The 22,181-nt window shown below is 72.3% G+C and carries 20 protein-coding genes and 1 pseudogene; 12 read left to right on the top strand and 9 right to left on the bottom strand.

The window, feature by feature from the left end; translation table 11 throughout:
* Positions 1 to 108: 108 nt before the first annotated feature.
* Entirely contained in the window at positions 109 to 1,086 is a 978-nt protein-coding gene (locus AC5WRL_RS18745; protein WP_496089723.1) for an aldo/keto reductase, read from the bottom strand.
* A gap of 211 nt (positions 1,087 to 1,297) precedes the next feature.
* Here AC5WRL_RS18745 and AC5WRL_RS18740 point away from each other — a divergent pair, with 211 nt between their 5' ends.
* Entirely contained in the window at positions 1,298 to 2,209 is a 912-nt protein-coding gene (locus AC5WRL_RS18740; protein ID WP_496089722.1) for a ribokinase, read from the top strand.
* 644 nt (positions 2,210 to 2,853) lie between these two features.
* Here the strand turns inward: AC5WRL_RS18740 and AC5WRL_RS18735 are convergent.
* Genes AC5WRL_RS18735 through AC5WRL_RS18725 form a run of 3 tightly spaced genes read right to left on the bottom strand, consistent with a single transcriptional unit; the run spans position 2,854 to position 6,037 of the window.
* Positions 2,854 to 3,258, bottom strand: coding sequence for an AtuA-related protein (locus AC5WRL_RS18735; RefSeq protein ID WP_496089721.1), 405 nt, complete (start codon positions 3,256 to 3,258; stop codon positions 2,854 to 2,856).
* Complete coding sequence (locus tag AC5WRL_RS18730; protein WP_496089720.1) at positions 3,255 to 4,607, bottom strand: acyclic terpene utilization AtuA family protein; 1,353 nt, start codon at positions 4,605 to 4,607, stop codon at positions 3,255 to 3,257. The genes AC5WRL_RS18735 and AC5WRL_RS18730 overlap by 4 nt, the downstream gene beginning before the upstream one ends.
* Positions 4,595 to 6,037, bottom strand: a complete 1,443-nt coding sequence (locus tag AC5WRL_RS18725; RefSeq protein WP_496089719.1) for a CitMHS family transporter — start codon at positions 6,035 to 6,037, stop codon at positions 4,595 to 4,597. The genes AC5WRL_RS18730 and AC5WRL_RS18725 overlap by 13 nt, the downstream gene beginning before the upstream one ends.
* Positions 6,038 to 6,151: 114 nt before the next feature.
* On the opposite strand from AC5WRL_RS18725, the gene AC5WRL_RS18720 reads away from it, so the two are divergent.
* Together AC5WRL_RS18720 and AC5WRL_RS18715 are read left to right on the top strand one after the other, a co-directional pair.
* Entirely contained in the window at positions 6,152 to 7,081 is a 930-nt protein-coding gene (locus tag AC5WRL_RS18720) for a LysR family transcriptional regulator (protein WP_496089742.1), read from the top strand.
* A 252-nt stretch (positions 7,082 to 7,333) separates the two neighbouring features.
* A pseudogene (locus tag AC5WRL_RS18715) lies at positions 7,334 to 8,329 on the top strand (RNA-guided endonuclease InsQ/TnpB family protein).
* Here AC5WRL_RS18715 and AC5WRL_RS18710 read toward each other — a convergent pair.
* Positions 8,266 to 8,532 (bottom strand): hypothetical protein, encoded by a 267-nt coding sequence (locus tag AC5WRL_RS18710; RefSeq protein WP_496089744.1) that lies wholly within the window; start codon positions 8,530 to 8,532, stop codon positions 8,266 to 8,268. The pseudogene AC5WRL_RS18715 and the gene AC5WRL_RS18710 overlap by 64 nt on opposite strands.
* Before the next feature lie 111 nt (positions 8,533 to 8,643).
* On the opposite strand from AC5WRL_RS18710, the gene AC5WRL_RS18705 reads away from it, so the two are divergent.
* On the top strand, positions 8,644 to 10,377 hold the full coding sequence (locus AC5WRL_RS18705; RefSeq protein ID WP_496089718.1) for a cellulase family glycosylhydrolase: 1,734 nt from the start codon (positions 8,644 to 8,646) through the stop codon (positions 10,375 to 10,377).
* Between the two features lie 66 nt (positions 10,378 to 10,443).
* On the opposite strand, the gene AC5WRL_RS18700 is transcribed toward AC5WRL_RS18705, so the two are convergent.
* The gene (locus AC5WRL_RS18700) at positions 10,444 to 11,241 is read right to left on the bottom strand and encodes an SGNH/GDSL hydrolase family protein (RefSeq protein WP_496089717.1); all 798 of its coding nucleotides are present in this window, start codon (positions 11,239 to 11,241) and stop codon (positions 10,444 to 10,446) included.
* Between the two features lie 285 nt (positions 11,242 to 11,526).
* Here AC5WRL_RS18700 and AC5WRL_RS18695 point away from each other — a divergent pair, with 285 nt between their 5' ends.
* From AC5WRL_RS18695 to AC5WRL_RS18685, 3 genes are all read left to right on the top strand, one after another.
* Positions 11,527 to 12,408, top strand: coding sequence for a glycoside hydrolase family 19 protein (locus tag AC5WRL_RS18695; RefSeq protein ID WP_496089741.1), 882 nt, complete (start codon positions 11,527 to 11,529; stop codon positions 12,406 to 12,408).
* Positions 12,409 to 12,886: 478 nt separating this feature from the next.
* The gene (locus AC5WRL_RS18690) at positions 12,887 to 13,462 is read left to right on the top strand and encodes a TetR/AcrR family transcriptional regulator (protein ID WP_496089716.1); all 576 of its coding nucleotides are present in this window, start codon (positions 12,887 to 12,889) and stop codon (positions 13,460 to 13,462) included.
* 64 nt (positions 13,463 to 13,526) lie between these two features.
* Positions 13,527 to 14,228 (top strand): SDR family oxidoreductase, encoded by a 702-nt coding sequence (locus tag AC5WRL_RS18685; protein ID WP_496089715.1) that lies wholly within the window; start codon positions 13,527 to 13,529, stop codon positions 14,226 to 14,228.
* Positions 14,229 to 14,524: 296 nt separating this feature from the next.
* Here AC5WRL_RS18685 and AC5WRL_RS18680 read toward each other — a convergent pair whose 3' ends face one another.
* Positions 14,525 to 15,316 (bottom strand): ATP-binding protein, encoded by a 792-nt coding sequence (locus tag AC5WRL_RS18680; RefSeq protein ID WP_496089714.1) that lies wholly within the window; start codon positions 15,314 to 15,316, stop codon positions 14,525 to 14,527.
* Between the two features lie 228 nt (positions 15,317 to 15,544).
* Here AC5WRL_RS18680 and AC5WRL_RS18675 point away from each other — a divergent pair, with 228 nt between their 5' ends.
* From AC5WRL_RS18675 to AC5WRL_RS18665, 3 genes are all read left to right on the top strand, one after another.
* Positions 15,545 to 15,790, top strand: a complete 246-nt coding sequence (locus tag AC5WRL_RS18675) for a DUF397 domain-containing protein (protein ID WP_496089713.1) — start codon at positions 15,545 to 15,547, stop codon at positions 15,788 to 15,790.
* A 118-nt stretch (positions 15,791 to 15,908) separates the two neighbouring features.
* The gene (locus AC5WRL_RS18670; RefSeq protein ID WP_496089712.1) at positions 15,909 to 16,841 is read left to right on the top strand and encodes a Sco1979 family transcriptional regulator; all 933 of its coding nucleotides are present in this window, start codon (positions 15,909 to 15,911) and stop codon (positions 16,839 to 16,841) included.
* A 90-nt stretch (positions 16,842 to 16,931) separates the two neighbouring features.
* On the top strand, positions 16,932 to 17,639 hold the full coding sequence (locus tag AC5WRL_RS18665) for a lytic polysaccharide monooxygenase auxiliary activity family 9 protein (RefSeq protein WP_496089711.1): 708 nt from the start codon (positions 16,932 to 16,934) through the stop codon (positions 17,637 to 17,639).
* Positions 17,640 to 17,725: 86 nt separating this feature from the next.
* Here AC5WRL_RS18665 and AC5WRL_RS18660 read toward each other — a convergent pair whose 3' ends face one another.
* Complete coding sequence (locus AC5WRL_RS18660) at positions 17,726 to 18,664, bottom strand: alpha/beta fold hydrolase (RefSeq protein ID WP_496089710.1); 939 nt, start codon at positions 18,662 to 18,664, stop codon at positions 17,726 to 17,728.
* A 34-nt stretch (positions 18,665 to 18,698) separates the two neighbouring features.
* Positions 18,699 to 19,484, bottom strand: a complete 786-nt coding sequence (locus tag AC5WRL_RS18655) for a hypothetical protein (protein WP_496089709.1) — start codon at positions 19,482 to 19,484, stop codon at positions 18,699 to 18,701.
* A 197-nt stretch (positions 19,485 to 19,681) separates the two neighbouring features.
* Here AC5WRL_RS18655 and AC5WRL_RS18650 point away from each other — a divergent pair, with 197 nt between their 5' ends.
* Both AC5WRL_RS18650 and AC5WRL_RS18645 read left to right on the top strand, forming a co-directional pair.
* Positions 19,682 to 20,725, top strand: a complete 1,044-nt coding sequence (locus tag AC5WRL_RS18650) for a LacI family DNA-binding transcriptional regulator (RefSeq protein ID WP_496089708.1) — start codon at positions 19,682 to 19,684, stop codon at positions 20,723 to 20,725.
* A 113-nt stretch (positions 20,726 to 20,838) separates the two neighbouring features.
* Complete coding sequence (locus tag AC5WRL_RS18645) at positions 20,839 to 22,161, top strand: ABC transporter substrate-binding protein (protein WP_496089707.1); 1,323 nt, start codon at positions 20,839 to 20,841, stop codon at positions 22,159 to 22,161.
* Positions 22,162 to 22,181: the final 20 nt, after the last annotated feature.

Here is a 22,181-nt window from a genome sequence, read left to right as displayed (position 1 = left end):
GCGATCCGGTGCACGCCGAAGCAGAGGCTCGGCATCCCGACTCCGTTGCCGAGGGTGACGGTTCGCCCGGAGTGATCCGTTCGTGCGGGCCCGCGGACCTGCGGGATGTCAGCGTTCGAGCATGCGCCGGCCGGCCTCGGTGTGGGTCTCGCCGGCCGCCGGAGGCAGGCTGCTGAGCCGGTCGAGCTGTCCGGCGGTCAGCTCGATGCCGTCGGCGGCGGTGTTCTCCTCGACCCGGTGCACCCGCTTGGTGCCCGGGATGGGCGCGATGTCGTCGCCGCGGGCGAGCAGCCAGGCCAGCGCGACCTGTGCCGGGGTGGCGCCGGCCTCGGCGGCCACGGCCTGGACCTCGTCGGCGATCCGCAGATTACGCCGGAAGTTCTCACCGGTGAAGCGTGGATTGCCGTGCCGGAAGTCGCTCTCCGCGAAGTCCTCCGTGGAGCGGATCGTGCCGGTGAGGAAGCCGTGCCCCAGCGGGGAGAACGGCACCAGGCCGATGTTCAGTTCGCGCAGCACGGGCAGCACCCGCTCTTCGAGCCCCCGGGTCCACAACGAGTACTCCGACTGGACGGCCGTGACCGGGTGCACGGCGTGCGCCCGGCGGATGGTGTCGGGCCCGGCCTCCGACAGCCCGAACGCCCGGACCTTCCCCTCGGCGACCAGTTCGCCCACCGCGCCGGCCGTCTCCTCGATGGGGGTGTCCGGGTCGACCCGGTGCTGGTAGTAGAGGTCGACGTGGTCGGTGCCCAGCCGCTTGAGGGAGCCTTCGAGGGCGGTACGGATGTTGGCGGCGCCGCTGTCGAGATGCCAGGGCCCGGCCCCGCCGTGCGCGATCATGCCGAACTTCGTCGCCAGCACCACCTGGTCGCGGCGGCCCTTGAGCGCCCTGCGCAGCAGTTCCTCGTTGGTGTACGGGCCATAGATCTCGGCGGTGTCGATGAAGGTGACGCCCAGCTCCAGTGCCCGGTGCACCGTACGGATGGACTCGGCCTCATCGGTGCCGGAGTCGGTGTACCCGTGCGACATCCCCATCGCGCCGAGGCCGATGCGGGACACCTCCAGATCGCGCAGCTTGATGTACTTCATCCTGCTCTGCTCCTTCTGTGGCGATATACCGCTCCAGTCTGCGCTGTCGTCACCGCAAACCCACGCAGGCGGCCCGCCATCCACCGTGCCCCGCCGTACACCGCGCAGCCAGGCCGGGCCGTGCCGGGGAGGGACACGGCCCCGCACCGCACCGCGATCTGTCATCGTGGACCGCGATCAGCAACCCCCCCGGCCGCAAGGGACCTGTGCCATGCCGAATCAGCCCGCTCCGGTGATCGCCGTCCTGGGCTCGGCCAACATGGATCTGGTCGCCTATGTGCCGACCGCCCCCCGGCGCGGGGAGACCGTGACCGGCCACGCCTTCCGTACCGTCCCGGGCGGCAAGGGCACCAACCAGGCCATCGCCGCCGCCCGCGCCGGCGGCAGCGTCACCATGATCGGCGCGGTCGGCGACGACGACTTCGGCCCCCGGCTGCGCGCCGCGCTCGCCGACCGCGCGGTGAACACCGACGGGCTGCGCACCGTGCCGGGCAGCAGCGGTACCGCCCACATCGTGGTCGATGACGAAGGCGGCAACTCCATCGTGGTCGTCCCCGGCGCCAACGCCACGGTGACCGGCCTGGCACCCGGCGACGAGCAGCGCATCGCCGCCGCCGGCACCCTGCTGCTCCAGCTCGAACTGCCGATGGCGGGCGTGCTGGCCGGCGCGGCGGCGGCCCGGGCGCACGGCGTACGCACCGTACTCACCCCCGCGCCCGTCGTCCCGCTGCCGGACGAACTGCTCGCCCACACCGACCTGCTGGTGCCCAATGAGCACGAGGCGGCGGCCCTGACCGGCCACCACGATCCGCTCCGGGCCGGCCGGGCCCTGCTGGCGCGGGTCCCGGAGGTGGTGATCACCCTCGGCGCGGCCGGCAGCCTCTACCTCGCCCGGGGCGCCGAGCCGCGCACCGTGCCCGCCGCTCCGGTGCGCGCGGTGGACACCACGGGCGCCGGCGACACCTTCGTCGGCGCGCTGGCCGTCGCCCGCGGCGAGGGCCGGCCCATGCCCGCCGCCCTGGCCTGGGCGACGGCCGCCGCCGCCCTCTCCGTACAACGCACCGGTGCCACCTGCGCCATGCCCACCCGCGCCGAGATCGACACGGCCGTCCCCGGCCGGTGAGCACGGCCGCGCGGTGGATCCACTCGTCGCCGTGCGCGGCCCGGTGCAGAAAAGCGGCCACATCCTGGCGCCCGATCGCCGGGTCGCCCCGCATCGGCAGCCGCTCCTGCGCCCGGGAACGGTCCAGGGCGGGACCGTCGGTCAGCCGGATCGGATACACCAGGGGCCACTCCAGGCCGCCGGACCCCACGCACTCGTCGGCGATCCGCTGGTCGGCGACAAGCGGACGCGGCACCGGTACGGTACGGTACGTCAGCTTCTGGGCGGGGCTCGCCGACGCGAAGCGGTCCCCCCGTCCCGAAGGAGGACAGCCACACCAGCCGGGAGCCCCCGGCCCGCCGCGCGCCCTCGGTGGCGCCGGTCGCGACCGCGCGAAGAGGCCCCGGCCAGCAGCGAGTTCCCGGCGCCGAGCGCCGCGTCCCGGCGGCGTGGCCGTGCCCGGCGGCGATGCCGGCGGCCGAGATGGTCTGGCCGGGTCACCGGCCGGCGCGGAGACCGAGTCGCCCGAGCGCAGGGCCGGCCCGACCGGAGGGCGGCCGATGCGGCCCGTCGCACCGAGGACGAGGCGTCTCACGGCGGGACGGGCACCTCCGTTGACGGGCGGCGGGGCGGACACCGTCACGGGCCGGGTCCTCTCTTGTGGATCAGCCTTCGGCCGGCAGGCGCCCCCGCTGTCCGGCGGCGCCGCCCCGCGAAGATCCGGGAGAGCCGACCTCATCGCACCGGGCGCCCGCCGGCCCGTCCAGACCGAGCGTCAGCAGGTGGTAGCCGAGCGCCTTGCCGTGCCCGTCGAGCGTCGCCGCGCCGGTGACCCCGCCGGCCAGCGCCCCGGTCAGCCGGAAGGTGAGCGCCGGAAGCAGCGGGAGCACATGCCGGGTCACCTCCCCGGTGACCAGCGGGGCGAAGTGGTCCGCCATCGCCCGCGCGGTGAGCCGCTCGACGAGCAGCGCGAACGCGGCGGCGTCGTGCGGCAGGACCGCGATGATCAGCGTGTCGCCCTTGTCGCCGGCCCGGACATCCGCGAGGTCGTCCACGGTCGGCCCGCTCATCGGGACTCCAGCAGCCGCACCGAAGGCGTGACCAGATCCCGGGGGATCAGGCAGGAGCGCACGGTGACCAGTTCACGGTGGTCGCGCCGCGCCCCGCCGCCGCCCGCCGGGCCATTGGTGTACAGCGATTCCACTTCCCACCCCACCAGTTCGGCCTCGGCGGCCGTCGGCACCCGGGCGCAGACCCGCAGCCGCACCTCGGCCGGATCCGCCACCACCCGCAGCCCGCGGAACGCGGCGGCGGCACCGATGTACTCGACATGGACCGCCGCCGGATCCAGGCCGTGCACCGAGGCGAGCCGCTCGCACACGATGTCGGCGGCCAGCCGCGCCCGGTCCAGGCAGCGCGGGCCGGCGTAGCTGATCTGTCCCTCGCCCTGCCAGCCGCCCCGGAAGCCGAGAGTGACCTTGAGGCTGTCGGGCCGTGGCCGGCCGGTGGCCCCCCGGGCCCGCACCCGGTCCTCGGCGAGCTGGGTGAACGTCACCCCGCTGACATCGGCCACCACATCGGGGGTCAGGTAGCCGGCCGGGTCCTCCACCTCGTACAGCAACTGCTCGGCGCAGGTACGGGTGTCCAGCCGCCCGCCGGTGCCCGGGAGCTTGCCGAACTCCGCCTGCCCGTCCGGGTCCACGTCGGCATAGGGGAAGCCGAGCCGGGCAAGTCCCGGCACGGGTTTGGTGACCGGGTCGGCGAAGTAGCCGCCGGTCAGCTGCCCCGCACACTCCAGGAGATGGCCCACCAGCGTGCCACGGCCCAGCAGCTCCCACTGGTCGGGCCGCCAGCCGAACGCGTGCATGAGCGGCCCCAGATACAGCGCGGGGTCCGCCAGCCGCCCGGCGATCACCAGGTCGGCGCCCAGCCCCAGTGCCTCGACGACGGGCTCGGCCCCCAGATAGGCGTTGGCGGCGATGAGTTCCTCCGGGCAGGCCGACAGCGGCTGCCCGGTCTCCCAGAGCGGCGGATCCAGCCGGCGCACCGCCGCCAGGACATCGTCGCCGATGATGACCGCGATCCGGGTGCGCTCTCCCGGCAGCCGGCGCGCCAGCTCGCCGGCCGCCTCCGGGTTCGCCGCCCCCGCGTTGGTGAGCACGGTGGTCCCGGCGCGCCGGCAGTGCGGCAGCACCGCGCGCAGCCGCGCCGCCAGCAGCGGGTCGTAGCCGGCGCCCGCGTCCCGCGACCTGCGGAGCTGGCCGGCGGCCACCGTACGCTCCCCGAGGCACTCGAACGCCAGATAGTCCAGATCGCCGCGGCGCGCGAGATCCACCGCCGGATCGATGCGGTCACCGGCGAACCCGGCGCCGGCCCCCAGACGTACCGTACGCCGCCGGGGCCCGGTCACGACGCCCACAGCGGGATCGTGCCGGTGGCGACGGCGACGGCCAGCATCACCACGCTGACCAGCCAGGCCCAGCCGATCAGGTGCCGGATGTGCCGGCCGATGTCGACCTGGGCCAGACCCACCAGAAGGAAGAAGGACCCGGTGAGCGGGCTGATCGGGAACCCGACGGTCTCCTGCCCGAGCAGCGACGCCTGGGCGATCGCGGTGCCCTCCACGCCGAACTGCTCGCCCACCCCGATGAGGACGGGCAGCACCCCGAAGTAGTACGCGTCCGGGCCGAACAGCAGACTCAGCGGAACGCCCAGCAGCCCGACGATCAGCGGCAGCGCGGGCGCGGCCCCCGCGGGTATCAGATCGGCCGCGGTGGTGGCCATGTCCGCGATCATCCCGGTGCCTTCCAGGATGCCCAGGAACGCGCCGGCGGCCAGCAGCGTGGTGGCCATCAGCATGGCGCCGCGCGCCTGCGCCTCGATCTGCTCGCTCTGCCGCTTGGTGCCGGGGTGATTGACGGCCAGCGCGATCACGACGCCGGCCATGAACAGCGTCTCGGGGGGTGCGACGCCCGCCACCAGGCAGCCGATGAGGGCGATGGAGAGTACGGCGTTGAACCAGAAGACCACCGCCGGCGGACGGGGGCGCTCCGTGTCCGTGTCCGCGTCCGTGTCCGCGTCCGCGTCCGTGTCCGCGTCCGCGTCCGCGTCCGCGTCCGGCGCCTGGCCCCGCGCCGTCGGTGCGGTCGGTGCGCCGCCCGCCGCCCCGGCCGCCCCCGGCCCCGCCGATCCGGCCGCGGCCCGCACCGGCGTCGCCGTCGCGGGGACGGCGAGCGCCAGCCGGCGCCCCTCCCGGCGGCCGATCAGCCAGGCGCACCCCAGAGCCGCCAGCACCCCGACCACCTGCGCCGGAATCAACGGCACCCACAGCTCGTTGGCCTCCACCCCGGTCGTCGCGGCGGCCCGGGCGGTGGGCCCGCCCCAGGGCAGTACGTTCATCACCCCCGCGCCCAGCCCGACGCAGGTGCTGAGCGCCAGTCTGCTCATGCCCAGCCGGTCGAAGACCGGGAGCATCGCCGGGATCGCGATCAAGAAGGTGGTGGCGCCCGCCCCGTCCAGGTGCGCGGCGACCGCCAGCGCGGTGGCCGCCACGCACACCGTGGCCGGCGCGGTTCCGGCGAAGGCCGTGATCCGGGCGATGATCGGGTCGAACATCCCGGCGTCTCGCATGATCCCGAAGTAGACGATGGCGAAGACGAACATCGCCGTCACCCCGGCCACTCCGCCGAGCCCCGAGCCGACGAAGGCACCGATCTCGGAGAGCGAGAAGCCCAGCACCAGGGCGCCCAGCACGGGCACCCCGGCGAGTGCCACCACCGCCGCCACCCGGTTGGTGAGCAGCAGCGCGAGGATCACCCCGATGGTCAGGAATCCGACGGCGCCTTCCATGGCGACCCCCTTGTGTGGCGACGTTGCCGGTCGGCCCCGAGTGTGGGGCGGCCTTCGTCCCTCCCGCCACTGTCGTGACGTCATGAGTTCCGCATAGACTCATGCCCTGTGAGCATGGATCTGTCCGTCCGCCAGCTCCGGGCGATCGTCGCGGTCGCCGACGCCGGCGGCTACAGCCGGGCCGCGCGTACCCTGCACCTCGCCCAGTCCTCCCTCAGCCGCACCGTGCTGGAGGTGGAACGGCGCGTGGGCGTCCCGCTGTTCGAGCGGACGACGCGTCATGTCGCGCCGACCCCCGACGGGGAACAGTTCCTGGCGGTCGCCCGCCGGGTGCTCGCCGAGTTCGACGCGGGCGTCAACCACTTCCAGGGCTATCTGGACGGCACCCGTGGCGCGGTGTCCATCGCCGCGCTGCCCTCCCTGGCCGCCGGCGTGCTGCCGCCCGTCCTGTCGGCCTTCCGCGCCCAGCGGCCCCAGCTCACCGTCACCCTGCGCGACGGGCTGTCGAACGAGGTGCTCGACCATGTCGCCTCCGGCGCCGTGGACATGGCCGTCACGGTGGCACCCGGCGTGCCAGCCTCACTGCGCGGCCACCGGATCGCCCTGGACCGGTTCGTGTGCGTCTTCCCGCCCGGCCACCCCTTTGCCAGGCGCCGGCGGCTGAGCTGGGGCGACCTCGCCGGGGAGCCGTTCGTCGCCTTCGACCGGCACACCAGCATCCGCGGCTACGTCGACCGCACGCTGCGCGAGGGCGGCGTCGAGGTGGGGCCGGTCACCGAGGCCCGTACCATCGGCACCGTCGCCGGCCTGGTGGCCGCCGGGCTCGGCGTGTCGGTGGCCCCGGGGCTGACGCTGCCGCTCATGCACTTCGCCGGGCTGCGGCACCGTGCCCTGGACCGGCCCCTGGTGGAACGCGACATCCACCTCGTCCACGATCCGCGCCGGCCGATGTCCCGTACCGCGCGGGCGCTGATGACGGCGCTGCGGCGGGGCGGCGACGGGGGCGTGCCGCTGCCCGCCGGGGCGCGCTGGGCGCCGCCCTGACGCACGGCCTCGGGCGGGCCCTCGGCCTCGGGCGCGACGCCCGCTAACGGGACTGCTCGAAGAGCCAGTCCATCACCACATCGTTCTCGTAGGTCTGGGCCCACGACAGATGGGGGCTGCCCAAGGTGGTGCCGGCCGGATAGCTGGTGAACAGCGTGTGGCTGCCGTTCGCCCGGGCCCGGCGCAGCAGGTGCCGCGCGTACGGAGGCGTGGGCGCGTGGCGAGCGGGTGAACTACGACGCCACCTCGGCGATGCTGACGGTGTGGAAGAAGTCGGAGGAGCTGGCGTTCCTCACTGAGGTGTCGTCGGTGCCGTTGCAGCAGGCGCTGCGGGCCTTGCAGGGGGCCCTCGGCAATTTCTTCGGCAAGCGGGCGAGGTATCCGCGGTTCAAGTCGCGGAAGAGGTCGCGGAAGTCCGCCGAGCACACCACCTCGGGTCTCCGGTTCCGGGATGGGCGGCCGACGCTGGCGAAGATGTCCGGGCCGCTGGACATCCTGTGGTCGCGTCCGCTGCCCGAGGGCGCGGCGCCGTCCACGGTGACCGTCTCCCAGGACGGGGCCGGGCGCTGGTTCGTGTCCCTGCTGTGCGACGACCGGACGGTGAAGCCGTTGCCGGCCACGGATACGGTGGTGGGGGTGGATGTCGTCCTGGAGCATCTGCTGACGCTGTCGACCGGGGAGAAGATCGCCAACCCGAGGCATGAGCGGCGCGACCGCGCCCGGCCCGCCATCGCCCAGCGGAACCTCGCCCGTAAGGCCAGAGGTGATGGCGCCAACCGGTGCAAGGACCGACGGAAAGTGGCCAGGGTCCATGCCCGGATCGCCGACCGCAGGCGGGACCACCTGCACAGCTGACCACTCGGCTCGTTCGTGAGAACCGTGCGCAACATGGTCAAGAACCACACGCCCGCCCGGGCGATCTCGGATGCGAGCTGGAGCGAGTTCCGGAACATGCTGGAGTACAAAGCGGCCTGGTACGGCCGGGAAGTGATCACGGTCGACCGCTTCTTCCCCTCCTCCAGGCTGTGCTCCGCCTGCGGCACCCTCGCCGCGAGCATGCCTCTGCACGTCCGCACCTGGACGTGCGAGGGCTGTGGCGCGTCCCATGACGGGGACGTGAACGCGGCGCGTGACCTCAAGGCCGCCGGGCCGGCGGCATCGGTCTGTGGAGCCGGTGCAAGACCTCAACGGAGCACTCCGGGCGGGCAACCGGCGTCGAAGCGGAAAACCCCACGGCGCGAGCCGTAGGCCCCCCTCGAACACGAGAGGGAGGAAGTCAACAGGGTCCAGGTGCCGGGGTTGCCGAACCGCCCCTCCCGGCACGGTACGACGTCGTCGTCCACCGAGTGATTGGCCCAGAGGTGGATGTGGGTGAGCCGTTCCATCGCCGCCGCGTCGCCCCAGCCGGCGGTGGGCAGGGCCGCGGCGAACCGGTCGACTGCCGCGCGCACCGGTGACGACTGGGGGTCCCCTCGCTAGCATCCGATTGGGAGCGCTCCCACCCACTGTTCCCGTGCGAGCCGCCGCTGTCCGGGGCGGGCAGCGAACGAACGGAGAGTGCGATGGTCAACAGACGTACATCATGGTGGTGCGCCGCGCTGACGGCGCTGACGATGCTGGCCCTCGGGCTGGCCGGCCCGGTCTCGGTGGCGACGGAGCGGGCATCGGCGAGGGCCCCCGGTCCCGGGGCCGCCACGGCCCAGGAGCCGGCGGCCGACGTGGTCGCCGCCATGCAGCCCGGCTGGAATCTGGGCAACACCCTGGATGCCACCGGATCCGACGAGACCTCCTGGGGCAATCCCCGGGTCACCCGGGAGCAGTTGCGGGCCATCCGCGCGGCGGGCTTCAAGAGTGTCCGGATTCCGGTGACCTGGAGTCAGCACCAGGGCCCGGCTCCCGCGTACGCCATCGCCCCCGGCCACCTCGCCCGGGTCGCCGAGGTGGTCGACTGGGCCCTGGCGGAGGACCTCTACGTCCTGCTCAATGTGCACCACGACTCCTGGCAGTGGGTGATGGAGATGCCCACCCGGCACGACGCCGTCCTGGCGCGGTTCACCGCGACCTGGGACCAGATCGCCGCCGCCTTCCGGGACGCCTCGCCGCGGCTTCTGCTGGAGAGCATCAACGAACCGGCGTTCACCGGCAGTTCGGGTGACGCCCAGAACGCGGAGCTGCTGCACGAACTCAACAGCACCTTTGTCGACCGAGTGCGCGGCACCGGCGGGACCAACGCCACCCGCCCCCTCGTGCTGACCACGCTGCACGCCTCACCCGAGCGGGAGCGGGTGAATGAACTGGCCGACACCATCGCCCTTCTGGACGATCCCCAGCTGGTCGCCACCGTGCACTATTACGGCTACTGGCCGTTCAGCGTGAATGTCGCCGGGGGCACCCGTTTCGACGCCACCGCCCAGCGGGATCTGACCGATACCTTCGACCGGGTGCACGACGCCTTCACCGCACGGGGTGTCCCGGTGATCGTCGGGGAGTACGGGCTGCTCGGCTTCGACCGGAGCACCGACACCGTCCAGCAGGGCGAGAAGCTCAAGTTCTTCGAGTTCCTGGGTGGTTACGCCCGCGCGAAGCGGCTGACCACCATGTGGTGGGACAACGGCCAGCACTTCGACCGCACCGCGCTCACCTGGCGGGATCCGGCGCTGTTCCGGCAGATCAGCTCCAGCTGGACCGTCGACTCCGCCACCGGGTCCACCGACCAGATCTTCGTCCCCTCGACCGGGAGCCCGGCGGCGGCGACCGTCACGCTCTCGCCGGCCGGTACCACCGTGACAGCGGTACGGCACGGCGCGGATGAACTGGCGCGCGGCACCGACTACACGATCGAGGGCGACCGGCTCACGATCTCTGCCGCCACCCTGGCCCGGCTCACGGCGGACCGCCCGCACGGGGTCAGCGCGGTGCTCTCCGTCGCGTTCGCCCGCGGCCTGCCCTGGGATGTGCACATCATCAGGTACGAGCCCCCGGTGCTCTCGGACACCACGGGCGCCACTTCCGGTACGCACATCCCCACCGCGTTCCGCGGGGACCGGCTGGCCACCATGGAGGCGGTCTACGCGGACGGCGGCAACGCCGGACCGCACGACTGGACGTCCTACAAGGAGTTCGGCGCGGCCTTCGCCCCCGACTACTCGGGTGGCCGGATCACGCTGACCTCCGGGTTCTTCGCGGAGATCAGGGACGGCTCCATGGTCCGGCTGACGTTCCACTTCTGGAGCGGGGCCGAAGTGGCGTACACCGTCCGTCGCAGCGGTGGCACCGTCACCGGCACCCTGGGCTGACCACGGGGAACGGCGCCCGGCCGGCTCGCTGTGAGCCGGGCGGGCGCCGCTGTTGTGCGCGAATCGTCAGGAGTTGGCGTTCAGCACCGGCAGGTAGCCGCTCTGGTGGCCCTTGCTGGTGGGGTGGTACGACTCCCACACCGGCACGCTCAGCGAGTGCAGCCAGTCGTCGCCCGAGCACAGCTCATGGGTGTTGAACGTCGGCCGGACATCGCCGAAGCGGAAGCCGGCGGCCGTGGCGCGCGAGGAGATGACCGAGTTGAGGACGTCGGCGGTGGTGTTGATGGCCGCGCGCTTGGTGTTGCTCAGGCCCAGGCAGTACCAGGGGTTGGACGCCAGGTACATGCGCGGATATCCGAGGACCACCACCCGGGCGTTGGGGGCCCGGCTGCGGATGGAGTCGTAGACCGAGTTGAGCCGCGCGGGGAGGGTGTTGTTGATGTAGTTCCTGGCGGTCTCCAGGCGGTTGAGGCAGGTGCTGTCGGAGCCGGTGACGCAGGTGGTCATGGCGTCCGCGAAGCCCGCGTCGTTGCCGCCGATGGTGATGGTCACCAGTCCGGTGGACGAGTTGAGGGCGCCCAGCTGACTGTTGATCACATCCGTGGTCACCGCGCCCGAGCAGGCGGCGAAGGTGAACGAGGAGGGGGCGTTGGCCGCCGCCCAGCGGGCGGGGTAGGCGTTGTTGCTGCGGTGACAGTCACCGCTGGAGTCGATGTAGCTTCCGGCGCCGTTGCCCGAGGAATACGAATCCCCCAGGGCCACATAGGCCGGGCCGGCCGCCTGGGCCGGGGTGATGCCCAGGAGCGCGAGCAGCAGGGCGAAGACGAGTACGGATGCGGCCGACAGGGATCGGGTCAGTCTCACAGGACCTCCAACGAGCTTTTGTGCTGCCGTACTTGTAGCAAGCTACGCGCGTTGAAGGAAGTGTCCATGCCAAAATCGGGAAGAAGTCCCGGAGAACGAATGGGGGAGAGCGAACCAGGTCAGAAAGGTACGGCGGAACCCATCGGCTTGGTCTAGACCTTGACGGAGGTGTCCCGAGCGCGCTTCAGTGTGCGCAACACCCCCACGGCGCGGCGAGGTTGTGACCCCGCTGTCGCTCTCCCAAGGAGATACCGCGTGCTGAGACAACGCATCGTCACATTACTGATGGCCGTCCTCCTCGCCACCGGACTCAGTGCCGCATTGGTGCCCGCGGTGAACGCGGCCCCCGTCCAGGCCACCGGCACCACCTGTGCGACGGCGACGGACTGGGTGGCCGGCACCTGGTATCCGGCCGGCAGTATCGTCCGCTACAACGGCAGTTACTACCGCGCGGAGCACGAGAACCCGGGCTACGACCCGGTCATCAGCTACTGGTACTGGCACCCGCACACCTGTGACGGTGGCGGCGGCAACCCGGGCACCCCGGGCGGGTTCGTGGTGAGCGAGGCCCAGTTCAATCAGATGTTCCCTCACCGGAACTCCTTCTACACCTACAGCGGGCTGGTCGCCGCGCTCAGCTCCTACCCCGGCTTCGCCAACACCGGCAGCGACGAGGTGAAGCGCCGTGAGGCCGCCGCCTTCCTCGCCAACGTCAGCCACGAGACCGGCGGTCTGGTCCACATCGTGGAGCAGAACACCGCCAACTACCCCCACTACTGCGACTGGAACCAGCCCTACGGCTGCCCCGCCGGCCAGGCCGCCTACTACGGCCGCGGGCCGATCCAGCTCAGCTGGAACTTCAACTACAAGGCCGCGGGTGACGCCCTCGGCATCGATCTGCTCGGCAACCCCTGGCTGGTGCAGAACGACTCGGCCATCGCCTGGCGCACCGCGCTGTGGTTCTGGAACACCCAGTCCGGGGCCGGCTACATGAGCGGCCACCAGGCCATTGTCAGTGGCGCGGGCTTCGGTGAGTCGATCCGCAGCATCAACGGCAGCATCGAGTGCAACGGCGGCAACCCCGCCCAGGTGCAGAGCCGTATCAACACCTTCCAGCACTTCAGCTCGCTGCTGGGCACCACCCCCGGCGGCAATCTCTACTGCTGACCTCCGGGCGCCACGGCGCCACGGTCGCTCCTCCCGGCGGGCCCCCACGGCCCGCCGGGAGGAGGGGCCACCCTTGGGGGTGTCGTCAGAGTCCCGCCTGGCCCGCACCGCCTGGCACAGGGGTCCCCTCCCAGGCCCCCAAGCGCCTGGGGGAGCCTCGCCGCACTTCGCTTCGCTCCGTCTCTGCTCTGTTGAGGGACCTGGGAAGCGGAGCTGTCGCATCGCCCGAACAACCCCTCCCCAAGCTCTTCGGGCAGGGGATACCCCAGCGAGGACGCCCCTCCGCCGTGCGATGCGCCCCCGCCTTCCCCAAGCTCTTCGAGCAGGGGATACCCCATGGCCGGGAGGTGCCCCCTGCACCGGACACCGCGGGGCAGCCCTCCGGGCGGACGGCGCCACGTCGACGACACCCCCCGAGCGGCCCGACCGGATAAACCGGTCGGTTTCTTCGTGGGCGGGGCGGCGTTACCCTGCCGGTATGAGTGCGAGGACACAACCGAGCTCCCGCGACCGGCTGCTGGAGGCCGCCGCCGCGCTGTCCTATCTCGACGGAGTCGGCATCGGCGTCGAGGCCCTGTGCCGGGCGGCCGGGGTCTCCAAGCGGTCGATGTATCAGCTGTTCGAGAGCAAGGACGAGCTGCTGGCCGCGAGCCTGGAGCGGCGGGCGCCCGATTACGGAGCGCGGCTGCTGCCGGCGGCGGACGACGGGGGCTCGCCACGGGAGCGGATCCTGCATGTCTTCCGGCAGCTGGAGCAGGAGGCGGCGGGGCCGGAGTACCGGGGCTGCCCGTATCTCGCCGTGCAGATCGAGCTGAAGGACCCCGGTCACCCCGCGAGCCGGGTCGCCCGCCGGGTGAAGGGTGAACTGGAGGCGTTCTTCCGGGCCGAGGCCGAACGCGGCGGGTCGGGCGATCCGGGGCTGCTCGCGCGGCAGCTGATCCTGATCTTCGACGGGGCGGCGGCCCGGGCCGGCGTCGGGGCCGATTCGCCGGTGGGACTGGCGGTGCCGACGGTCTGCACCCTCCTGGACGCCGGCGGGGTCGGCGCGCCTTGAATTGTGAAACCGATCGGTTTACGGTGGCGGAAACCGATCGGTTTCAGTTGGAGGAGTGCGTGTCATGACGGAAATCAAGGGCGCCACCGCGCTCGTCACCGGCGGCAGCCGGGGCATCGGCAAAGCACTGGTGTCCGAGCTGTACGCGCGCGGCGCGGCCAAGGTCTACGCCACCGCGCGCGACCCGCGCACCGTGACACACCCCGACGCCGTACCCCTGGCGCTGGAGGTCACCGACCCCGCCGCCGTGACGGCCGCCGCCACCGCGGCCCGGGACGTCACCATCGTGATCAACAACGCCGGCGCCCTCACCGGCGCCGACTACCTCGACAGCGCGATGGACGACATCCGCCGCGACCTGGAGATCAACTTCTACGGCCCGCTGCTGGTCACCCGCGCCTTCGTGCCGGTCATCGAGCGCAACGGCGGCGGCCACCTGCTCAACGTCCACTCCGCGCTCTCCTGGCTGGCGGACGGCACCACCTACAGCGCGTCCAAGGCCGCCCTGTGGTCCCAGACCAACTCGCTGCGCCTGCTGCTGCGCCCGCGCGGCATCGCGGTCACCGGACTCCATGTCGGCTACGTCGACACCGACATGACCGCCACCGTCGAGTCCGCCAAGTCCCATCCGGCCGATGTCGCGACCGCCGCGCTGGACGGCATCGAGACCGGTGCCCACGAGGTGCTCGCCGACGACGTCTCGCGCTGGGTCAAGAGCACGCTGGCCAAGGACCTGACCGAGATGTACCGGCAACTGGCCCCGTAATACCGCTCAGGCCAGGGACAGACCGAAGACGTTCAGCCCCTGGATCGGCGGCAGATGGTACGAGGCGCCGCTCCCGTCGCACAGTTGCCGCCGCCGCGGACCACCGGACCCGCCGACGCCGTCACGGTGACCGCCGCCGCGGCCGGTGCCGCGCCGGGCAGCAACAGCGTGGTCCACACGGCGAACAGGGCGTAACCGCACCGGGGCACGCGCACGGGGCCTCCGGGAGACGATGACGGGCGAAGGTCATGGCACGATCCCGTCATTGTTCCCCTTGCGCGCCCCCGGCGGACGGCTTAGTTCTCCGAACCCGGCACGCTCAGCTCCTTGAGCCAGGACGGCCCGCTCAGCAGCTCCAGCAGCAGCAACAGCCTCGTCAGCGGGCTCCATTCGGTCTCCTCCCGCTCCGCCGGCCGCCCGCCCTCCGGCGTCCCGTCCTCCGGCCCGTCCTGCTCGGCCCGCTCGGCGGGCGGCAGCAGTGCCCACACCGCCTTGCCGTGCGCGTTCGGCGCCGTCCAGCCCCAGGTCTGTGTCAGCGACTCCAGTACGTGCAGCCCCCGGCCGGACTCCTGGCAGAAGTCCGGCTCGCGCACCACCGGGACGTCACTGCCCGGGTCGAAGACAGCGCACAGCACCGAGCCGCCGCAGTGCACCAGGCTCAGCAGAAACGGTTGGTCACGACTGGCCGGCGGCAGCGGGCGAACCCGGGAGTCACCGGGCGGCAACCCGTACCGCAGCGCGTTGGTGACCAGCTCCGAGACGATCACCGTCGCGTCGTCCGCCAGTTCCGCCAGCCCCCAGCCCTCCAGCGTCCGGCGCGTCAGCTCCCGCGCGCCGCCCGGTGAGGCGGGGGAGCAGGCCAGGGGAAACGTCGCGAAGCCGGCCGAGTCCGGCTCGGCCCCGTCCGAACCACGCACCGGGCTCTGGCCGTCCGGGTCCGGAGCCGGCAGCGCGGGCAGCCCACCGAGCGGCGGCAGCGCGGGCAGCGCCCGCTCCGCCGCGGGGCTGAGCGCCGCCGCGCCGCGCGCCCCCCTCACCCGCTCCCCCAGGGCATTCCCCGGTGTCCACCACGGCGAGTGAGCTGGCATACGTCCTCCGCTGCACTGTGTTTCCGAAAGCTGACTCTGCGCGACGACTCCGCAGGGTCTATCCTCACTGAACCGAGCGTATCGCTGCAAGTACATCTGAAAGGACGAATGCAAGAACAGATGCAAGAACAGATGCAAGAACACGCCCCGAGAGGGGAAGGATCGCCCTTGATCCCGGCGACCGCCGCCATCGGGCGGCGGAGCCGGAACGGTGACCGAGGAGGAGCTATGCCGCAGTTCGCCAACGGGGTTTCAGCCGAGCGACTTGAGGGCGCGGTGTGGCGCAAGAGCGCCCGCAGCAACCCGAGCGGAAACTGTGTCGAGGTGGCCCGGCTGGCCGACGGGGGAGTGGCCGTACGCAACTCCCGTGACCCCAGGGGCCCCGCGCTCATCTACACCCGCGCCGAGATGAGCGCCTTCATCCACGGCGCGAAGGACGGTGACTTCGACGACCTGGCCGACACCACCGGCTGAGCCACCCGGCCCCGGCCCCGGCCGGGCCCGAAACGCTCCTGAGCGGGGCGCCGTTGCTGTACTCCGCACTCGTACAGTGCGACACTGGGCGCACATTCAACCACTCAGGGGAACTCAGATGGCCTCAGCCGAACCCGGCCGCGCCTCCTTGGTGACGGATCTGCTCGCCCACACCCGGGGCGGCCCCACCGCACTGCGCATCGTGCTCGGCACCCAGCTGCGCCGACTGCGCGAAGAGCGCGGCATCCGTCCCGAGGAGGCCGGCCGGGCCATCCGGGCCTCGCATGCCAAGATCAGCCGGCTCGAACTGGGCCGGGTGGCGGCCAAGGAACGCGATGTCGCCGATCTGCTGACCCTGTACGGCGTCGTGGACGCCCCGCGCCGCTCCGAGTTGCTGGAGCTCACCCGGCAGGCCGGGAACCCCGGCTGGTGGCAGAAGTACAGCGATGTGCTGCCCAACTGGTTCGAAACACTGATCGGCCTGGAGGAAGCCGCCTCGGTGATCCGCACCTATGAGGTGCAGTTCATCCCCGGGCTGCTCCAGACCCCCGACTACGCGCGGGCCTGCATCGCGCTCGGCCACCCCCGCGAGACGCCCCGGCAGCTCAACCGGCGCGTCGAACTGCGCCTGGAGCGGCAGCGGTTGCTGCACCGGCCGCGCGCGCCCAAGCTGTGGGCGGTCGTCGACGAGGCCGCGCTGCACCGGCCGCTGGGCGGCGCCGCGGCGATGCGCGCCCAGATCGCCCATCTGCGCGCGTTGGCCGAACTGCCCAACGTCACCATCCAGATCGCTCCCTTCCATCTCGGCGGACTGGCCACGGCGGGCGCCCCGGTCACCATCCTGCGCTTCATGGAGCCGGATCTGCCGGACATCGTCTATCTCGAACAGCTCAACAGCGCCCTGTACCTCGACAAGCGGGACGATGTCGAGGACTACATGGCGGTCATGGACAGCCTGTGCGCGAGCGCCGAACCCGACAGCCGCACCCCGGAATTCCTCTCCCGCCTCTCCTTCCCCGACCCGCCCGTCCCCGGCGCGGGACCGGCCTGAGTCGATCAGGTTCCGCATCTGTTCGGGTCCCGGCCCCGGCCCTACCCTGGGAGCGCTCCCATTCATGAGCCGCATCAATGGAGGGTCGGCATGCATTCCCTTGCACACCAACGGCGTTCCGGGCTGTTACGGGCCCTGGCGGTAGCGACCGCCGCGCTGCTGTGTCTCATCCCGTGGGCGGACACCGCCGCCGCGCACGGCTCCACCATCGATCCGATGTCCCGCAACTATGGCTGCTGGAAGCGCTGGGGCAACGACTTCCAGAACCCCGCCATGGCCACCCAGGACCCCATGTGCTGGCAGGCGTGGCAGGCCAACCCCAACGCCATGTGGAACTGGAACGGCCTCTACCGCGACGGCGTCAACAACAACCACCAGGCCGCGATCCCCGACGGCCAGCTGTGCAGCGGCGGGCGCACCGAGGGCGGCCGTTACAACTCCATGGACACCGTGGGCGCGTGGCAGGCGACGAACATCGCCTCCAGCTCCAGTTTCCGGGTCCAGGTGCACGACGCGGCGGTGCACGGCGCCACGTACTACCAGATCTACGTCACCAGGCAGGGCTTCAACCCGGCCACCCAGGCGCTGAAGTGGAGCGATCTGGAACTGGTGCGCACCACCGGCGCGTACGCCCCCGGCGAGGGCACGCCGTCCACCGAGCCGCAGCTGGGCGGGGTCACGGTGAGCATCGACGCCAGCGCCCCCGGGCGCAGCGGCCGGCACATGGTCTACACCATCTGGCGGGCCGCGCACATGGATCAGACGTACTACCTGTGCAGCGACGTGATCTTCGGCTGACGCGGGAGTGACGCACGGGCTTGCCACCTCCTCGCCCCCCACGGAGGGGGTGGCAAGACCGGAGCGCCGCCGAGCGCCGCCTCTCCTCAGATCCAGCGTTCGAGTACGGTGACCAGATCCCGGGTGACGTCGTCCCGGTTGGTCTCGTTCAGGATCTCGTGCCGCGCCCCCGGATACGCCCGCCAGCTCAGCTCCCGGGTGCCCGCGTAGCGGAAGTCCTCCAGCAGCCCGTACACCAGCGACATCCCGGCGTGGCACGGGTCCCGGTCGCCGACCGCGAGATGGACGGGCAGCCCGCGCGGGATCCGCCCCTGCTGCTCGGGGTCGTTGATCTTGCGGTTCCCCGTTACCCAGTCGAGCGCCAGCCCGGCGCTGAAGGGGAACCCGCACCGCTCGTCGGCGACATAGGCGTCCACCTCGGCGGTGTCCCGGGACAGCCACTCGAAGCCGGTACGGAAGGGATAGGGGTCGTTGAACGCCCCGAACAGCTCCGGTACGAACGGCGACGCCGCCGCCCGCCCGCCCCGCTCGATCTGCCCCCGCAGCTCGCGCAGCGCGGTGTGCGGATCGCACCCGGGCAGCGAGCGGAAGGTGCCGGTCAGCACCAGTCCGGCCAGCTGGGTTCCGTACTCCTGGGCGTAGTCGCGGGCCAGCTGGGAGCCCATGCTGTGACCGAGCATCACCAGCGGCGCCCCGGGCGCCAGGGCCCGCGCCCGGTCGCCGACCAGCCGCAGATCATCGACCACCGCCCGCCAGCCGTCCGCGCCGACCACCCCCAGGCCGCCGGTGTACGCGGCGGTCGCTCCGTGCCCGCGGTGGTCGGAGGCCACCACCCCCAGGCCGCGCGCGGCCAGCCGCCGGGCGAAGCGGTCGTAGCGCAGCCCGTGCTCGGCGGCCCCGTGCACCAGCTGCACCCACCCCCGTACGGCCCCGGCGCCGCCGGCCGGCAGCCAGCGGTGCGCCACCACCGTCACGCCGTCGGCCGCGGTGATCTCCTCGGTTACTGTCCCGCTCTCCCTTTCCACCACTGGCTCCCTCGATCTCCCGGACGGACGGTCCTCAGTCCTGGTGCATCTTGGTGACATAGTGCAGCGCTGCCTGGCTGTGGGCGACTCGTTCGTCCAGCAGGGTGTCGGTGAAGCGGTAGCCGGTACGCAGATAGCTGAAGGTCATGGCCCGGCCGCGGCCCGGCAGCGAGCGGGGGCGCCGCCACACCACGTTCTTGGGGCAGCCCCACACCAGCATTTCGCCGACATGACCCAGGGTCAGCAGGGTCACCAGTACGGAGCCGATGAAGAAGGTCACCCACAGCGGGAGGAGCAGCGCGAAGCCCAGCCAGCCCGCCCAGGTGCCCCGGTAGCCGGTCAGCGGCGGGCGGTCGTCGGGGAAGTCGATCCGCCAGTAGGCGCGCCGGCCGAAGCGGGAGCGGCCGTGGGTGATCCGGCACAGCGGGTGGCCGGCGGCGTCGGTCACCGAGAAGTGCCCGGGCTCCGCGAGCCCGGGCTGCTCGGGGCGTACGGTGGCGGCCGGCTGCCCGGCGCGGTCGTGGAGGACGAGTACGGGGTGCGGCCTCCCGCGCCGGCTCCGGGTCCGTTCCTCCACCTGGGCCACCGTGACCGGCCCGGCGGCGGGTGCCCGGCCGCCGGCCCCGGCCTTCACCAGGGAGACGCCGTCCGCGCCGTGGCGCACCGCCGGGTCGTCGGGCGCGTACAGCCGTACCCGCCCGGCCGCCTCCGCGTGCCGCTGTCGCTGGTCGGGCAGGATGGCGAACTCCTCGCCCTGCGCCCATTCTCCTGTCCGCATGCCCTGGGTGCCCGTGATGTCCACGGTGAAGCCGGCCGTCATACGCGCGATCCTGCCAGCCGGGCCCGGGGCCGAAACGTGCCCGTGTCGGGGATCACAACGCCCCCAACCCCCGGCAGCTTCCGGGCAATCCGGGCGAAGTGCGGGAGGAGGTTTCCACAGTATTGACACGGGGGTCATCGGGGCGCATTCTGTCGCACGCACCTGCTAATTCGATTTAGCCAAGGCGGAAACCCCTGATGACGCGACGACGCGTGACCATGGCGGACGTCGCCCGCGCCGCGGGCGTCTCCCCGACCACCGCCTCCTTCGCGCTGTCCGGCCGCACCGACATGCGGATCTCCCAGGCAGCCCGGGACCGGGTCACCGCCGCCGCCCGCGAACTGGGTTACCGCCCCAATGTGACGGCGCGTTCGCTGCGCACCAAGTCCACCCAGACCATCGGCTTCGTCTCCGACACCATCACCACCACCCCCTACGCCGGTCAGGTGATCCGCGGCGCCCTCCAGGCCGCCCGCGAGCGCGACCACCTGCTGTTCATCACCGAGACCGACGGCGCCCGCGACACCGAGTCCGACCTGGTCAACGCGCTGCTCGACCGGCAGGCCGACGCCGTCGTCTACGCCACCATGTTCACCCGCGAGGTCTCCCCGCCCGCCCAACTGCGCGGGCGCCGGGTGGTGCTGCTCAACTGCCTGGCACCCGGCTTCCCGGCCCCCTCCGTCATCCCCGACGAGCGGGAGGCGGGCCGCTCCGCCGCCCGTACGCTGCTGGCCGCCGGCCACCGCGACGGCATCTGGGCGATCGGCGGCCGGCAGGCGCTGCCCGCCACCCCGGACGGTGTCTTCGCCGGGCGGGAGCGGCTGGCCGGGCTCCAGGAGACGCTGCGCGCGGCGGGCGCCGGTTCGGCCCGTACCGTCGAGTGCGAGTGGGAGACCGGCGACGGCCTGCGTGAGGTGGCCGCCCTGCTCGCCGCGGGACACCGGCCGCATGCCCTGGTGTGTGCCACCGACCGGCTGTCCTTCGGCGCCTACCAGGCGCTCGCCGAGGCCGGGCTCGGTGTGCCGGGTGATGTCTCGGTGGTCTCCTTCGACGACCAGGACTTCGCCTCCTGGCTGCGGCCGGCCCTCACCACCGTCGCCCTGCCGCACTTCGAACTGGGGCGCGCCGCCGTCGAACTGATCCTCGGTCAGGAGTCGCCGGGACCGCTGCCCGCCACCGTGCACCGGGTGCCCATGCCGCAGCGGGTACGCGACTCCGTCGGCCCTCCGCGCCCCGGCTGAGTACGCCGGTCACCAGCCCCCACCACGTACCACGAAACCGGTGGGGCCGGGCTGCCACCCGGCCCCACCGCACGGCCCGCACATCCCCCTCGCGAAGTGAGAACGGTTGAACCATGCGCAAACTGATCCTACCCATAGCCCTGGTGGCCATGGCGGCGCTGACCAGCGGATGTTCCGCCGGCCCCGGCGGCACCGGGGCCCGCTGCGACGGGGTGATCGAGGGGCGGCACGAGCTGACCCTCTTCTCCCACGCCGGCGGACCCGAGCGGGACGCGCTGCGCTCGCTGGTGGCCGGTTTCAACGACAGCCAGGACCAGGTCACCGTCGTGGTGGAGAGCCTGCCCGAGGGCACCTACAACGAAGCCGTGCAGGCCGCCGCCGCCTCCCGTGAACTCCCCGAAGTCCTCGACCTGGACGGCCCCAACCTCTACAACTACGCCTGGAACGGCAACCTCATCCCGCTCGACGGCTGCCTGCCGCCGGAGACCGTCGCCGACCTGCTGCCCTCCATCGTGGAACAGGGCACCTACGACGGTCAGTTGTACGGGGTCGGGGCGTACGACTCGGGCACCGTGATCTTCGCCCATGCCTCCGCCCTGGAACAGATCGGCGCCCGCATCCCCGCCGGCATCGACGACGCCTGGAGCGCGCGGGAGTTCACCGGCATCCTCGCCGACCTCAAGGCGGCCGGCCACCGCCGCCCGATGGACGCCCAGCTGTGGTACGGGCGGCAGGGCGAGTGGTTCAGCTACGCCTTCAGCCCCATCATCCAGTCGGCCGGCGGTGACCTCATCGACCGCACCGGCTTCGACACCGCCGACGGGGTGCTCAACGGCCCCGAGTCCGTCGCCGCGATGGAGATCTTCCAGAGCTGGTTCACCCAGGGCTACATCAACACCGAGAGCCTGGACGACACCCCCTTCCTGTCCGGCGCCAGCCCGTTGTCCTGGAACGGGGTGTGGGCCTACGCCGGCGGCTACCACGAGAAGGTCGGCGATGACCTGCTGGTGCTGCCGCTGCCCGACTTCGGCCACGGCGCCAAGTCCGGCATGGGGTCCTGGCAGTTCGGCATCACCACCAAAGCCGCCGACCCGGACGCCGCCGCCGCCTTCCTGGCCCATCTGCTGCGCCCCGAGAGCCAGCTGGCCCTGCACGAGGCCGCCGGCATCCTGCCGGCCACCCGCTCCGGGCTCGAACTCGCCGCGCCCTTCGCCGCCGGCGGCCCGCTGGCCCTCGCCAGCGAAGCCCTCTCCCGGGCCCCCGAGGTGGCCGTGCCCCGGCCGCAGACCCCGGCCTACCCGGCCATCACCCAGGCGTTCGCACAGGCGGTCGACGACATCACTCAGGGCGCCGACGTCCGGCGGGCCCTCGACGCGGCCGTCGACCGGATCGACCGCGATCTCCAGGACAACGACGGCTACCCGGACCTGCGCTGACGGCTCACCGAGCCGAGCCG

The sequence above is a fragment of the Streptomyces sp. NTD107 genome, assembly GCF_059510435.1.
Note: the sequence above shows the minus strand (reverse complement) of the source record. Positions and strands in the feature narration are given on the sequence as shown.